The following is a 13,787-nucleotide window of genomic DNA, read 5'->3' as shown; positions in this document are numbered from 1 at the left end:
TGCTGAGATGTGAAATATTATTGCCTGAATAGCTGTTGGTCTGTTCTAAAATTCACCAGACTGCGCTTGCGCGGCAAATCCAAGAGCAGTAGAGCTGGTTGGCTTTTATAAACAAACTGCGCCGTGCCGTAGTTTCGTCGGTTAGGTCACCCCATGTTTTTATTTGAAGTTGCCGCGCTCGGTGCCGCTGCCACCTGGGCTATTGGTGGTCTCATTTCAGCAAAACCTGCCGCACACCTTGGAGCCATTGGCTTCAACTGTGTGCGTATGTGGTTTGTTGTGGTGTTTCTGGGTATCTATGTCATTGCAACAGGCACATGGAATACGGTTGATTCAAGCCACGCCTCTCTTATCTTTCTCTCTGGCTTTGTCGGCATCTTCATGGGGGACACATTACTGTTCCTCACGCTAAACCGTATGGGGCCGCGCCGCACAGCCATCCTGTTTTCCATGAACGCACCCATGTCAGCGCTTCTCGGTTGGCTGTTTCTGTCAGAGGAACTGTCATTTCAGGCACTTGTTGGTATCTCATTCGTTCTGGTCGGCGTTATCCTCGCCATTGCGTTTGGGAAGCGCAAAGACCAGCTTCATAAATGGGAGGCGATTAAGGGGCCTGTTGCCATTGGTGTCCTCTTTGGCACGTTGGCCGCACTTTCCCAATCAGTCGGGTCAATCATCATTCGCCCTGTTATGGAAAGTGGAGCAGATCCCGTCGCCATCTCGCTTATGCGCTGCACCATTGCAGCCTTTGGTTTGCTGGTGTTGTTTTACCTGCCGGGCCGTCCTTTCAGATTGGCGAATCCAATCAACAAAGAGATCGTCGCACTGGCCTCCCTGTCCGGTATGCTGGGCATGGGTATCGGCATGACGTTGATCCTCTATGCGCTCAGCGGCGGAGAGGTTGGCATCGTTTCTACCCTGTCAGCAACCACCCCGGCAATGATGCTGCCTGTCCTGTGGTGGCAAACCAAAGAGTTTCCTGCCATTGGGGCATGGTTCGGTGCACTCCTCGTCATTCTCGGCTGTGCTTTGATTTTCATGAGCTAAACAGCTGATATGGCAACCATGCTGCCTAAGCACCACAAGTAGGTGCGACCTTAAGTGGCCGCACCGCAAGATCTGGTAGCGTGGCCGCATCAGCAATTTCTGTGAGTTTTGCAGGCAATTGGTCGAATTTTATCAAGTTCGCTATTCAGCCAGTTGACGAAAGCCCCTGAAATCTGATCAATAGCCGGGCATTTGGTATTTTTGTCGATTAGATAAAAATGAAAAGGGAACACGGTTCGATTGGAAAAGCCGTGGCTGCCCCCGCAACTGTAAGCGTAGAGTTGTTGCTCACACATGCCACTGACGCAGCTGTTTAAAGCAGTGTTGGGAAGGCGGAGCAACAGTAAGGACGCGCAAGCCAGGAGACCTGCCAGATGCAGTCACTCACCCACGGCACGGGGCGTGCTAAGGGGCGGTATTCCGTTCAGGTGACATTCACAGTGCGTCTGAGCGGCAATGAATCTGACTTTATTTCAAAAGGTTAGAACCAGATTTCTTCAAAGACGCACAATGCAATCAACAGCATGGCATCCATCATGGATGCTGTGAATGATGGACCAAACTCGTGCGTAACACATCTTGGATCGCAGCTACCCTCAAATCTGGTGTAGCTCTCTCAGCTCTCTTCAGCTCAACACTTATCTCATCCGCAAACGAGACCGAGCTCGATGAAATCATTGTCATCGCCAACAGAACGGAAACCGAAGCCGGCAAAGTCGGCTCCACTACCCACGTTGTCACCGAAGAAGACCTAAAGAATGACGGCGCTACGTTTGTTCAGAATTACCTTGCGCAGCTCCCGGGCATCTCTCTCACTCAGAATGGCGGAGCCGGTACACTGTCTACTCTTCGCATGAGAGGTCAAAATGGTAGGTACATTAAAGTTCTGGTTGATGGTTTGGATCTAACAGACCCAACACGTGGGCAACCTTCGACAGCGTTTCAGCATATGTTGCTCGCAGATGTAGAACGTATTGAGATACTCAAAGGCTCACAAAGTGCTCTTTATGGAGGACAGGCGATTGCAGGGGTAATCAATATTGTATCTAAGCGTGCTCCAGCAGGAACAGTTAAGCAATCTGCACGAGTTGAAGTAGGTTCTTACGATACAAAAAATGTTTCATATGGTGTTCGAGGAGCATCAGATCGTGCTGATATTGCGTTAGGTGTCGAGCATTTTCGTACAAGTGGGTTTAGTGCGGTTTCACCAAAAGGTAAGGCAGCCGATGATGATGGTTATGAAAATACGACGCTGACAGTAAAAGGTTCCTTTGATCTAACTGAGAATCTCAACGTTTACCTTGCAGCAAGAGGTACCAAGGGGACCACTGAACTTGACAGCCCAGGTAAGCCAAACGTCAAAGATGATATGTATTATCGGCAGATCTCAGGCAAGGTAGGTGCGAATTACTTAACGTTTGAAGATCGGTTTTATTCTGATTTTTCGGTTCAGGTTACAGATATCAAGCGTGAGCAGGATTTTGCGGACGCGGCCAAAGAAAATTCTGTTTTTGAGGGGAGGAGAGTTAAATTCGACTACCTTGGAGAGTACGAAGTTAGCGAAAAGACAAAGCTCAACTTTGGGGGAGATTGGTCCCAAGAGTTCTCAAAAACAAATGACCCGATCGACGATAGCAGTTCCATTGGTGGAGCTTTCCTTCAGCTGATGATTGAACCACTCAGTGGGTTGAATTTAGCTAGTTCAGTGCGTTTTGATCAACATAGTGAATTTGGCAGTTTTGTTTCGAAACGATTGACTGCTTCTTATGAAGTTAATGAAGATTTGAGAATTCGAACCAGTGTTGGGAATGGGTTTAGAGCTCCCTCGCTTTACGAACTTAATCAACCTAAATATGGCAATCATGAGCTTGAGCGAGAAGAAAGCCTTAGCTTTGATGTCGGCGTAGATAAGAAATGGCTGGATGGGCAGCTCTCAACCTCTGCTACTTATTTCAATATTTTGACTGACGACTTGATTGATTATGATAATTCGATCAGCAAATATAATCAGATAAAAGGGACGTCACGCAGTCAAGGTGTAGAGTTGGAAGTTAGTTATAAGCCAACCGATCGCTTGGTTTTGACTGCAGGCTATACATACACCTACTCTGTTGGTCCAGATAAGGAACGTTTAGCTCATGTTCCTCTTCATGATCTGAGTGTAGCAATGAACTATGATCTGACAGACGACATTTTTCTGAATGTGAATGGTACCTATCTTGGTGAAAATCTTGGATCTGATTGGCCCAACATCGTGGATATGGAGGATGTGTTCCTATTAGGTGCCAAAGCCTCATATGATGTGACCGAAGAGGTAGAGTTATATGTCCGCGGTGAAAACTTGCTGGATCAGGATTATGAGCTAATCAACGGCTATCAGACACCGGGTCTTTCCGTTTACGCTGGTCTTACTGCCAGTTTCTGATTAAGTATGCCGCTCGGTGAAAGCTGAGCGGCATCTTGCAGGGGATGGCTCTGCTCGGGCTGCCTTTTCATGTCTGTACGCCTCTCAAAAGGTCGAAATGCGAAATAAGATCAAAAAGATCATGCAAATGGCGTTTCTGATGGCTCTGGCAATCAGTCCTGCTGTTGTACGCGCGGACCAGAGCGAGGCGGAGGCACCCCGGCGAGTTGTCTCCATGAACCTGTGCACCGACCAGTTTTCCATGCTGCTGGCAGGCAAAGAGCAACTTGTATCAGTCTCCAAACTAGCGTCTGACCCAACGCTCTCCGTCATGAGTGAAGAGGCAAAGGCCTATCCGGTCAACTTCGGCGGGGCAGAAGAAATCTATCTGATGAACCCGGATCTGGTGATCGCGGGGACATACACAAACCAAACCACAGTCCAGATGCTGCGCGGTCTCGGAATCACGGTGGTTCAAGTGCCGCCCGTTCGCACCATCTCAGACATAGCCAAAGAGCTACGACGTCTCGGTAAGGTATTGGGACGTGAGCAACAAGCTGAGACGCTTGCACGGCAGTTCACCTCTGAAATCCAGCAGCTAATCGACGCTCAGCCAGCTGAACGAGCGCGGGCTGGGGTCTACTACGCCAATGGATACACGGCGGGAGATGGTAGTCTCGTCAATGAGTTGATCACCACCGCAGGCCTGCAGAACATTGCCAATAATCTGGGCCTGAAGGGCACGAGTAAACTGCCCTTGGAACTGCTGATACTTGAAGCCCCGCAGCTGCTTGTTGAGGGAACCCAGTTTTCAGATAAACCAGCACTGGCCTTTGAACTCCTTGCTCACCCGGCATTGAAGCGCACGCTCGGCAACAGTGGTCGTGTCATGGTCGAAGATAAGTACACCATTTGTGGCCTGCCGTTTGTGACGCAAGCTATCGGTAAACTGGCCAAACAAGCCAGCAAATTAGGAGCGCAAGCCGAATGACTAAGCATCCGGATGCTCCGTTGATCACGGTTCTGTGCCTGATCGCAGCTATTCTGTTTGTGACCTCGCTCATGATCGGCGCTGCTGATTTGACATTCATGCAGCTGATTAAAGCAGTATTCGCCGCAGAAAAAACACCCGTTTCCATCGTCTTTTGGGAGATCCGCGTGCCGCGCGCCCTTCTGGGCTTGATCACGGGCGCAACGCTAGGCCTGTCCGGTGCGGTATTGCAGGGCCTCCTGCGCAATCCCTTGGCGGAGCCTGGTTTGATCGGCGTCAGCTCCTCCGCAAGTCTAGGCGCAGTCATTGCTATTTACACTGGGCTGACAATCACTATGCCCTTCGCACTGCCAGCGTTTGCATTGCTCGGTGCAGCGATTGCAGCAGTATTGCTGCCCATGCTGGCGGGCGGGCGAGGGCAGACGCTGACACTGATCCTTGCAGGCGTTGCGATCTCAAGCATAGCGACTGCGCTCACGTCATTGGCACTCAATCTGTCGCCTAACCCGTTTGCAGCCATGGAAATTGTGTTCTGGATGCTTGGCTCGTTAAATGACCGGTCTATGCAACACCTTTACATCATTGCGCCGTTCATCGTGATCGGCTGGAGCCTCTTGCTCATCACAGGCAAAGGCCTCAATGCGTTGTCTCTGGGTGAGGAAACTGCTCATACCATGGGCGTGTCTCTACCACATCTGCGGTTTTGCGCCATTGCGGGAACCGCGGCCAGTGTTGGTGCTGTGACAGCTGTGACTGGAACAATCGGTTTCATCGGTCTGATTGTCCCTCATCTGCTACGTAAAATGGTGGGCGGAGAGCCGCAACGCCTTCTGCTGCCAAGTGCCATTGCAGGGGCTTGCTTGCTCACGCTTGCAGACATCACAGTGAAACTGTTCGGCCCACAATCAAACCTCAAGCTCGGAGTGCTGACGGCAATTGTCGGTGCGCCGTTCTTCCTTTGGCTGATCATTAAACAACGCAGGGCTTTGATCTGATGCTGCTTCAACTCAAAGACCTTTCCGTCAACTACGGTCCCAAGAACATCCTGTCCTCAATAAATCTGGAGATTGGTAAAGGTGAGATCGTTGGCTTGATCGGCCCCAACGGCTCAGGCAAATCCACACTGATGAAAGCCATGGTCGGATTAATCCCGTCTTATGGAGAGATCAGCTACGACAACCAGCTCCTCAAAAGCATCTCTGCCAAGCAACTCTCCAAGCATGTTGCTTACATGGCGCAGGAGCGTGACGTGGCGTGGGATTTGTCTGTAGAACGCATTTTGGCTTTGGGTTGTGAAGCTATTGGTGGCTCCGTGCGGACGCTCAAACACAAGGCGGAACTGGAAGAAACGATTGCAAGTTTGGGGCTGGACGCAATCAGAAAAGCTTCAATCCTACAGGTGTCTGGTGGAGAGAAAGCGCGTGCTCTGCTTGGCAGGGCTTTGATGCAAAAAACACCACTGATCATTGCGGATGAGCCAACGGCAGGACTTGATCCGGAACACCAGTTGGAGCTGCAGGAGATTTTTCAAAAGCTGCAACAACAAGGTACATCCATGCTTGTCAGCCTGCATGACTGGACATACGCAGCGCGCCTTTGCACGCGGCTCGCGATGTTAAAAGAAGGAAAGCTGGTCGCGTATGGCACGCCAAAAGACGTGTTGACCGAAGAACGCGTGCAGGATGTTTATCGTGTCAAAGCCCATATTCTGCAAACAGAGCAGGGGCCTGTGATCACCCCCACAACACGTTTGTAAGAAGACCTTCGATTATTCGGGTGCAAGGCTCTTACGGAACATGCGATCAAGGTATGCCGCAGCCTCTTTGAAGCGGTCCTTGGACTTATCTGCCGGAAGCAACGTCTCCACCTGACTGTCAAAGTCAGCGTAATGCTGGGTCGTGGACCAGATTGAAAACAGCAGGTGGTACGGATCTGTCTCGGCGATCTTGCCCTCATTCATCCAGCCTTGAACAACGACTGTCTTCTCATCCACCAGTGACTTCAAGGGGCCAGCAATCAGAGATTTGATGCGCGGAGCACCCTGCAAGATCTCGTTGGCGAACAAGCGGCTTTCCCGCGGGTAGTCCCGCGCCATCTCCAGTTTGCGGCGTACATACGCGCAAATCTCTTCAATGGGTTCACCTTCAGGATTGAGCTGATGTAGCGGATCAAGCCAGATGTACAGCAACCGTTCAATCAGCTCTGCATGAATGGCATCTTTGCTGTCGTAATAATAAAATAGGTTTGGTTTGGACAAGCCAGCTTGCTGAGCAACCTGATCGATCGTAGATCCACGAAATCCATAAGTTGAGAACACATCCAGCGCAGCTGCGAGGATCTTCTCAGTCTTCTCGATCTGAATTCGTGTTTTGCCTTTTGCTTCAGAAGCCTTAGCCATACTCTTTTCCAAATTGCTTAAGCACCGAACCTAGAAATACTCGTTCGGTATATGAGTAGGTTAGCACCTACGAAAACAAAGTGCTCATATCAAGCTAAACACTGGTAGAAAAGTCGTGATGAGGCAGCTCACCCAAGGTATTGTTGTTTTTCTGCAATAGATAGAGAAAAGGCCGGGTTCATATAGAACCCGGCCCGTGTTTACTTAGCTGACTGCTTCCGGTGTTTTTGCGTTGTCCGCATTAAAAGCCGGAATAATCTTTTCGCCGTAATCTGCGATGATCTTCTCTTCATCACCACTGTCCAGATAGATGTTGAACTGAGTGATGCCCGCATCTTTTAGCTTGTTCAGCTTTTCAATGTGGTTTTCAGGTGGGCCGAGAACCGCAAAGCTTTCAACAATATCATCGGTAATGAAGTCGAGGAACGGATTATCGCTCTGACCGTGCTTGGAGTAGTCATAGCCGCGACGATTCTCAATGTAAGACGTCAGAGACGCAGGTACCTGATCAGTGTTTGAACCATACTTCTCAACGATATCCGCTACGTGGTTGCCTACCATAGCAGGGAACCACTTGGTCTTTTCAATGCCTTCTTCCAGTGTGCCTGTATGAGCAGGTGCTGCTGCCATAATACCGAAGTTGCTCATGTCACGGCCAGCTTCCTCACCAGCAGCAACAGCCTGATCGCCAAGCCATTTGCAAATTCCTGGCTCCGCAATCTGAAGAATAAGACCATCGCCTACACGGCCTGCAGAACTCAGCGCCTTTGGTCCATAAGCCGCAACCCAGACAGGGAGCTCATAACCATCCGCCCATGGGAACTTCACTGGCTCAGGGCATTCACCGTACTGTGCTTCTTCACCACGGATCAGAGCTTTAACAGTGTGAGTGAACTCTTCCAGGCGCTTCAGCGGGGCAGGTTTTTTACCCATCACGCGCACAGCACTGTCGCCGCGGCCCAGACCAATATCAAAACGGCCGCCGGACTGTTTGGCAAGTGAACCAAACAAGCTGGCTGCATGAGACCAGTCACGCGTGTTCGGGTTGGTCACGCACGGTCCAAAACGCATGTTTTTGGTGTGTTCCATGCACATTGCCATAGCCACGAAGCTCTCACGCCACAAAATGTGACTGTCGTAGAACCAGCAATACTTGAAACCAGCATTTTCGGCCTGACGAACCAGTGCCTTCGCGCGCTCTGGTTCTACAAACCCTTTAAAGCAAATACCAAAGTCCATGTGTGTCTCCTCCACAAATAGTAAGGTGTTGTTCAAAGCGTATCCTCGAAAAACGGCAGTTGGCTTTCGAAGAAGGATACGCCCGAAAAAGTCTTAGTGATCCGGTGCCCAGATGCGGATTCCCGCATGTGTAAACGGCACAGCTTTTGAAATGTTCTGACGAATGAGGATCGGAGTGATCGCCTCAATACAGCGTGCTGCTTTTGCATTGCCGCTATTGTAGGTTTTCACATCAAGTTTGTTGACCAGCTCCATCACCACCTTGCGGGCGGCAAGGCTGTCACCGCACACGAGGATGTCGCAGTTGATCGGCCAATCCAGATTGTTCAAAGTCGTGGCCGAAACATTGTGCAATGCGCCCACAACAGGAATGTCTGGCCCAAGCAAAGCTTGTGCAGCCTCAGTAGCAGAGCCTTCTGGCGGCATTTCGACGGTCTTCGGGTCACCCGGCGCAAGCGGAACAACAATGTCGATCAGGATCTTGCCAGCAAGGTGCGGTTTCAGGGCATTTAACGTTGCGTCGTGCGCCGCATAAGGCACAGCAAGCATAACGCACTCACTAGCCGCGGCCACCGCATCCTCGTTACCCATACCGTCGATCTGCGCAGAACCTTCTGGGAGCTTGGTCATCAACTCATCGGCAATCTCTTTGCCGCGAGCAGCATCACGAGAGCCAAGCGCAACGGGAACGCCCGCACGTGCAAACCTGAGTGCAAGCCCCTGACCCTGTGGCCCGGTTCCTCCGATAATCGCTAATGTCATCGGAACATGTCCTCCTTCTTAGATCTTATTAAATCCTGTGCCGAACTCGCTTCCAGTGTCCAGTTCAGTCCGCGAAACAGCACAACAGGCGTCTGGCCTGCTTTGCTGATCACCAGACCGGAAGCCGCGGCCAACTCATCTGCAAAGGCAGGTTCGGTCACACTGAGCAAACGCCCATGTGCATCCGAATTGCCTTGTTCTTTGATTGTTGCGGGTACACCGGCAAGGCCCACAGCTACGTTCACTTGGCCAAGCCGCCAGGGCCGTCCAAAAGTATCCGTAATGGCAAAGCCGATCTCGGCGTTAAAGCGTTTGGAAAGCGCCGTCTGCATATGGGCAGCGCTGGCATCCGGGTCTTCAGGCAGCAAAATGAGCGTTTCATCTGTGCCGCTGTTGGATTCATCGACGGCCGCATTGGCGGAGATGAAGCCCAGACGGTGCTCACAGATCATCGTCCCTTCATTTTGCGTCGGACGCTTAAAATGGCGAACCACGCGGGTGCTTTCCCGCAAGATGATCTCAACCTTGCGTGGGTCTTTGTTCAGCTCTTCCGCATAGGTCTGCGCCTCTTCACAAGGAGTGACATCTGACAGTCTTACAATGCGGCCTTCCGCCTTGGAAAAGATCTTATGCGCAGATGTCAGGACGTCTCCGTCTTGCAAAGAAAGCCCAGCTGCCTCAATGGCATCGCCCAAAATAGCAGCAAGATCATCACCGGGATTGATCTCTGGAATATTCGGGATCGCGTGTAGAGAAAGTGTATGCATCAAACAGCTCTCCGGTCAGAACGTTTCTCAAGGAGTCGGGGCTGATGTGCGCTCAAATCTTCCATATAGTCGATATCTCTGGAAAAGGAGGAGGACGGGGCGATCACGCAGTTCAAACCACTCTCTGCCGCCTGGGCCTGATGCTTCAGGAAGGATGAACTGCCATAAGTGAACGAAATGGCATCTGGCGGCGTTACAATCAGCACATTGGTACCGTAGTCATGCGCCGGGCAAAGAACCAGCGAACTGGGAGAGCCCGCAAGGCCCAGAAGTCGCTCAAACTCACCAAAGTCAGGAGCTGCAATATCTGCAGGCAAAACGCAGAATGTCTCGTAACCATGCGCTTTTGCCCAAAGAGCAGCAGTGGACAGCGCAGTGTTCAGCCCATCTTCCTGTCCCTCTAAGATCAGGTGAAGGCGATGATCAGTCACGGTTTTTGCGATATCCGTTGAACTGGTGACCACCGCGATGTCAAAGGGCGTGCTGCTGCGTGTTTGTGCGTCCTGCAGGAAAGCAATGGTCTGCGCAAACAAGTTTGCCGCCACGATGGCCCGTTCATTGGCATCAAGACCCGGTCCCAGACGCGACTTAGCCCTCGCAAAATCCTTTACCGGAACAACAACAAGCGTTTTAAGGGCGGTTTCCGTCATGCGCTCAGCTCCTGAGCCTCTGATGCATTTCCGCTGCCAACATCGGAAAGAGCAAGCAGCGCCGCCGCCAGCCGTACTTTGTCATCGCGGGTCTTCATGAGGATCGTGTCCAATGAGGTGCGCAGACCAAGGCCATTGATGGCAGCCACATGTTGCTCATCTGCGTTGTCAATCACAAAGCAATCCAGAAAATCCGCATAGATCTGCGCAACACCAAAGGCTGATGCTTCATAGCCAAGGGAAGATAGCATCCGGTCCGCAGGGCCTTTCACAACACCACCATTGATGATCGGTGAAACACCAATCTTCGGAGCCTTGGAGGCCTTTACTGCTTCCAGAATACCGGGAACTTTCAGAATTGGCAGAATGCTCACGAGAGGGTTGCTTGGCGCGACCACAATTAAGTCTGCCTCCGCAAGTGCGTTCAGGGCTTCCTCTGTCGCATGTGCATCCTCGATATGGTCGTAGTGCAGTTCCTGAACCTCAGGCGCACAACGCTCTTTGACGAAGTATTCTTGAAAGCTCAGCCAACCAGCCTCCGTTCTCACGCGCGTTTGAACTGTGTCGTCCGTTGGCAAAATCATCTCGCACTCAAGGCCAAAGCTCTTGGCGATATCACGTGCAATATGCGTTGGGCGATCTCCCTGCCGACGCCGATGTGTGCGGTAGATGTGCAGACCAAAATCACGGTCTCCAAGGGACATCCATGTATCGTCACCTAGTTTAGAGAGCATGTCTAACGCACGGTGGCCTTCATCCGCCACACCCCAACCTTGCTGGCGATCAATCACATCGGCCAGTGTGTAGGTGAGGGTATCAATGTCCGGCGAAACCCAGAGACCGTGGAAAGCCTCATCATCTGCAATATTGCCGATGATGGAGAGTTCCACATTCTCCAGATGATACAGGCCCTCTGCCATCTTGGCGCCGCCGACCCCTCCGGCAATCAGAGTAACTTTGATAGGTGTGTTTGAGCTCATCCAGCACCTCCAACCGCTTGTACAGGCGCACCATCAGCCTCAGTCAGGAAGTTCAGCAGCCCGGAGTGTGCGCGGGCAACCAATGGCGCCTGTTGTTCTGGCAATCCATCGGCAAAATCATTGATCACGCCATAAATGGTGTTGCGTTGAACAGGCTCTCTGTCTGCTTCCTGAATGACTTGGCACATTTCATAGGCTGTGATCTCCTGCCCATGAGCAGCGCCAGCAGAACGGGAGATGCTCTCATTCATCAAAGTGCCGCCCAGATCATTCACACCGCATTGCAAAAGATCAGAAGCAAACTCTGCACCAAGCTTGGTCCAGGAAACCTGAATGTTGTCGATCCAGCCATGCAGCATAATCCGCGAAACTGCGTGCATCTTGCGTACTTCCAGATCAGTCGGCCCAGGGCGTACGTTCTTCGGGTCCGCCGTATAAAGCGGGCTCTCGGCGTGCACGAAACTCAGGGGCACCAGTTCGGTGAAGCCACCGGTTTCCTTTTGAATGTCGCGCAGCAAGGCAATGTGAGCTGCCCAGTGCTCCGGCCCATCAATATGGCCGTACATGATCGTAGCGGTGGTCGGAATTCCAACCTCGTGGGCCGCTTTAATGATCTCTACCCACTTCTCAGTGCTTAACTTATTGCGGGTCAGCTGCTGGCGAATATCTGTGTCCAGAATTTCCGCCGCTGTACCGGGCAGAGAACCCAGCCCGCAATCCTTCAGGTCCTGAAGAAAGTCCGTGTAAGACTGCTTGGTCTTGGCCGCTCCATACCAAACCTCAAACGGTGAAAACGCATGGATGTGCATGTCCGGCAGCGCTTTTTTGATCGCCAACACGAGATCGCGATAATAAGTGCCTTCCATTTTCGGGTGCAGTCCACCCTGAATGCAGACCTCAGTCGCCCCTCGATCCCAGGCTTCCTGCGCCCGTGCCACAACTTGCTCAGGCACCAGCCATTCAGCACCCGGATCTTCGGTTCGCTTGGCAAACCCGCAGAACTTGCACCCCATGTAGCAGACATTGGTGAAGTTGATGTTCCGGTTGACCACAAAGCCCACCCGATCACCATTGCACCGCTGACGAAGCGTATCCGCCACATAGGCAATAGCTGGAAACTCTTCTGCTGAGGCACGGAACAGGCATTCGCCTTCAGCTTGAGAAACCTCATTACCAGCCAGCGCCTTGCTCAAAATATCACGAACGGGAGCGCTGACACTGCGAAACTCTGGCGTATCACCGGTGCGCTGCGGGAAATTGTGAAGGGTCATAGGGTGCCTCCTGACTGAAGCGAGGCAGAGGAACCCATCTGTTCCCAAAGCCCTTGTGATTTTGAAAGCACAGCAGGGTCAACAAACTCGGTTTTATCGCGCAGATAACTCGGATAAACGGTCAGGCGCTCTTCCAGTTTCTGCCCTGCCAGCTGGGTCGAATGAGCAAGCTCATCAATCACCGGCCAGCGGTGCTGTGGGTTGATGAAATCAATGGTAACCGGCGAAATACCGCCCCAGTCGTTGATACCCGCACTCAGGTATTCCATATGCCGTTCACTCAGATTTGGTGGTGCCTGAAGACTGATCTCGGGTGAAAGGACCAAGCGTGCCACGGCGAGTGTTCGCAGCATGTCATCCAGCGAAGGTTCCGGATGGTTTTCCATTCCGATACCCGGCTTGCGCTGGAAATTCTGAATGATCACTTCCTGAATATGGCCGTGCCGAGCATGGCTTTCGTTGATGGCTTCCAGCGCTTCAATGCGCTCTTCCCACGTCTCACCAATACCGATCAGCAATCCAGTGGTAAACGGGATCTTCTTTTGTCCAGCACGTTCCAGCGTACGCAGGCGCTGGACAGGAGCCTTATCCGGACAGCCGTAATGCGGTTGGCCTTCTTTCATCAATCGGCGACTGGTTGTCTCCAGCATCATGCCCATGGAGGCGGCAAAGGGGCGCAGCTGGTCAATCTCTTCATCGCTCAGCGTACCCGCATTCACGTGGGGCAGGAGAGTTGTTTCCCCCAGCACCATCTCACAAGCATCCGCCAGATAGCTGACCATGGAACTGTAGCCAAGCGTTGCCAAAGCTGCTTTCGCCTGCTCGTAGCGCAGTTCAGGCTTCTCGCCCAGGCTGAATAGCAGTTCCTTGCATCCGGTCTCCTCACCCTGACGCGCCGTACGCATCACTTGCTCCGGTGTCATAATGTTGGCTTCGGGCGAACTGGGGTGTTTGACAAATGTGCAATACGTACATGTATCCCTGCACATGTTTGTCAGTGGTACAAAAACTTTACGGGAGTAGGTGACAGTGTTGCCCCAATACTGAAGCTTTACTGTAGCAGCCTGTTGCATCAGATCCCGAAGATCTGAGCCTTGCACTTCCCCCAGGTATCGCGCTTGGTCAGCAGTCAGCATAATTTTTTACCTCTCGGTCAAAAAATATCTGCAACTAACAGTTAGTCAAGGGAGAATTATCTCTCGGCTAGAATAAATATGCTGCAATGCAAATAAAACAAGCAATGTTAAGAGTCTGTTTCAGCAACGGAAAGCTTTATTT

General features: G+C 51.7%; 13 protein-coding genes and 1 riboswitch. Of the genes, 5 read left to right on the top strand and 8 right to left on the bottom strand.

Annotation, left to right across the window (positions count from 1 at the left end; translation table 11 throughout):
* Nucleotides 1–153 precede the first annotated feature (153 nt).
* From DHN43_RS01035 to DHN43_RS01015, 5 genes are all read left to right on the top strand, one after another.
* The gene (locus tag DHN43_RS01035; RefSeq protein WP_108817453.1) at nucleotides 154–1,047 is read left to right on the top strand and encodes a DMT family transporter; all 894 of its coding nucleotides are present in this window, start codon (nucleotides 154–156) and stop codon (nucleotides 1,045–1,047) included.
* A 176-nt stretch (nucleotides 1,048–1,223) separates the two neighbouring features.
* Nucleotides 1,224–1,436: riboswitch (cobalamin riboswitch) on the top strand.
* A 176-nt stretch (nucleotides 1,437–1,612) separates the two neighbouring features.
* Entirely contained in the window at nucleotides 1,613–3,472 is a 1,860-nt protein-coding gene (locus DHN43_RS01030; RefSeq protein ID WP_108817452.1) for a TonB-dependent receptor plug domain-containing protein, read from the top strand.
* 97 nt (nucleotides 3,473–3,569) lie between these two features.
* On the top strand, nucleotides 3,570–4,442 hold the full coding sequence (locus tag DHN43_RS01025) for an ABC transporter substrate-binding protein (protein WP_108817451.1): 873 nt from the start codon (nucleotides 3,570–3,572) through the stop codon (nucleotides 4,440–4,442).
* On the top strand, nucleotides 4,439–5,437 hold the full coding sequence (locus DHN43_RS01020) for a FecCD family ABC transporter permease (RefSeq protein ID WP_108817450.1): 999 nt from the start codon (nucleotides 4,439–4,441) through the stop codon (nucleotides 5,435–5,437). Before DHN43_RS01025 ends, DHN43_RS01020 begins: the two co-directional genes overlap by 4 nt.
* A complete protein-coding gene (locus DHN43_RS01015; RefSeq protein WP_063288485.1) occupies nucleotides 5,437–6,198 on the top strand; it encodes an ABC transporter ATP-binding protein in 762 nt (253 codons plus the stop codon). Before DHN43_RS01020 ends, DHN43_RS01015 begins: the two co-directional genes overlap by 1 nt.
* 12 nt (nucleotides 6,199–6,210) lie before the next feature.
* On the opposite strand, the gene DHN43_RS01010 is transcribed toward DHN43_RS01015, so the two are convergent.
* The 8 genes from DHN43_RS01010 to cofG all read right to left on the bottom strand — a co-directional run bounded on the left by DHN43_RS01010 (nucleotide 6,211) and on the right by cofG (nucleotide 13,582).
* On the bottom strand, nucleotides 6,211–6,840 hold the full coding sequence (locus DHN43_RS01010; RefSeq protein WP_063288486.1) for a TetR family transcriptional regulator C-terminal domain-containing protein: 630 nt from the start codon (nucleotides 6,838–6,840) through the stop codon (nucleotides 6,211–6,213).
* A gap of 204 nt (nucleotides 6,841–7,044) precedes the next feature.
* Nucleotides 7,045–8,079, bottom strand: a complete 1,035-nt coding sequence (locus DHN43_RS01005) for a TIGR03842 family LLM class F420-dependent oxidoreductase (protein ID WP_063296576.1) — start codon at nucleotides 8,077–8,079, stop codon at nucleotides 7,045–7,047.
* A 93-nt stretch (nucleotides 8,080–8,172) separates the two neighbouring features.
* Nucleotides 8,173–8,841, bottom strand: a complete 669-nt coding sequence (gene npdG / locus DHN43_RS01000; RefSeq protein ID WP_108817449.1) for an NADPH-dependent F420 reductase — start codon at nucleotides 8,839–8,841, stop codon at nucleotides 8,173–8,175.
* Entirely contained in the window at nucleotides 8,838–9,608 is a 771-nt protein-coding gene (gene cofE / locus DHN43_RS00995; RefSeq protein WP_063304795.1) for a coenzyme F420-0:L-glutamate ligase, read from the bottom strand. The genes npdG and cofE overlap by 4 nt, the downstream gene beginning before the upstream one ends.
* A complete protein-coding gene (cofC, locus tag DHN43_RS00990) occupies nucleotides 9,608–10,258 on the bottom strand; it encodes a 2-phospho-L-lactate guanylyltransferase (RefSeq protein ID WP_108817448.1) in 651 nt (216 codons plus the stop codon). The genes cofE and cofC overlap by 1 nt, the downstream gene beginning before the upstream one ends.
* Nucleotides 10,255–11,238 carry a 2-phospho-L-lactate transferase gene (gene cofD / locus DHN43_RS00985; protein ID WP_108817447.1) on the bottom strand — a complete coding sequence of 328 codons (984 nt, stop codon included), beginning with the start codon at nucleotides 11,236–11,238 and terminating at the stop codon, nucleotides 10,255–10,257. The genes cofC and cofD overlap by 4 nt, the downstream gene beginning before the upstream one ends.
* Complete coding sequence (gene cofH, locus DHN43_RS00980; protein WP_108817446.1) at nucleotides 11,235–12,509, bottom strand: 5-amino-6-(D-ribitylamino)uracil--L-tyrosine 4-hydroxyphenyl transferase CofH; 1,275 nt, start codon at nucleotides 12,507–12,509, stop codon at nucleotides 11,235–11,237. The genes cofD and cofH overlap by 4 nt, the downstream gene beginning before the upstream one ends.
* A complete protein-coding gene (gene cofG, locus DHN43_RS00975; RefSeq protein ID WP_108817969.1) occupies nucleotides 12,506–13,582 on the bottom strand; it encodes a 7,8-didemethyl-8-hydroxy-5-deazariboflavin synthase CofG in 1,077 nt (358 codons plus the stop codon). The genes cofH and cofG overlap by 4 nt, the downstream gene beginning before the upstream one ends.
* Between the last annotated feature and the right edge of the window lie 205 nt (nucleotides 13,583–13,787).

The organism is Pseudovibrio sp. Alg231-02 (assembly GCF_900143565.1).
Taxonomy (GTDB): domain Bacteria; phylum Pseudomonadota; class Alphaproteobacteria; order Rhizobiales; family Stappiaceae; genus Pseudovibrio.
The sequence above is the reverse complement of the archived record's forward strand: the minus strand, read 5'-3'. Positions and strand labels throughout refer to the sequence as shown.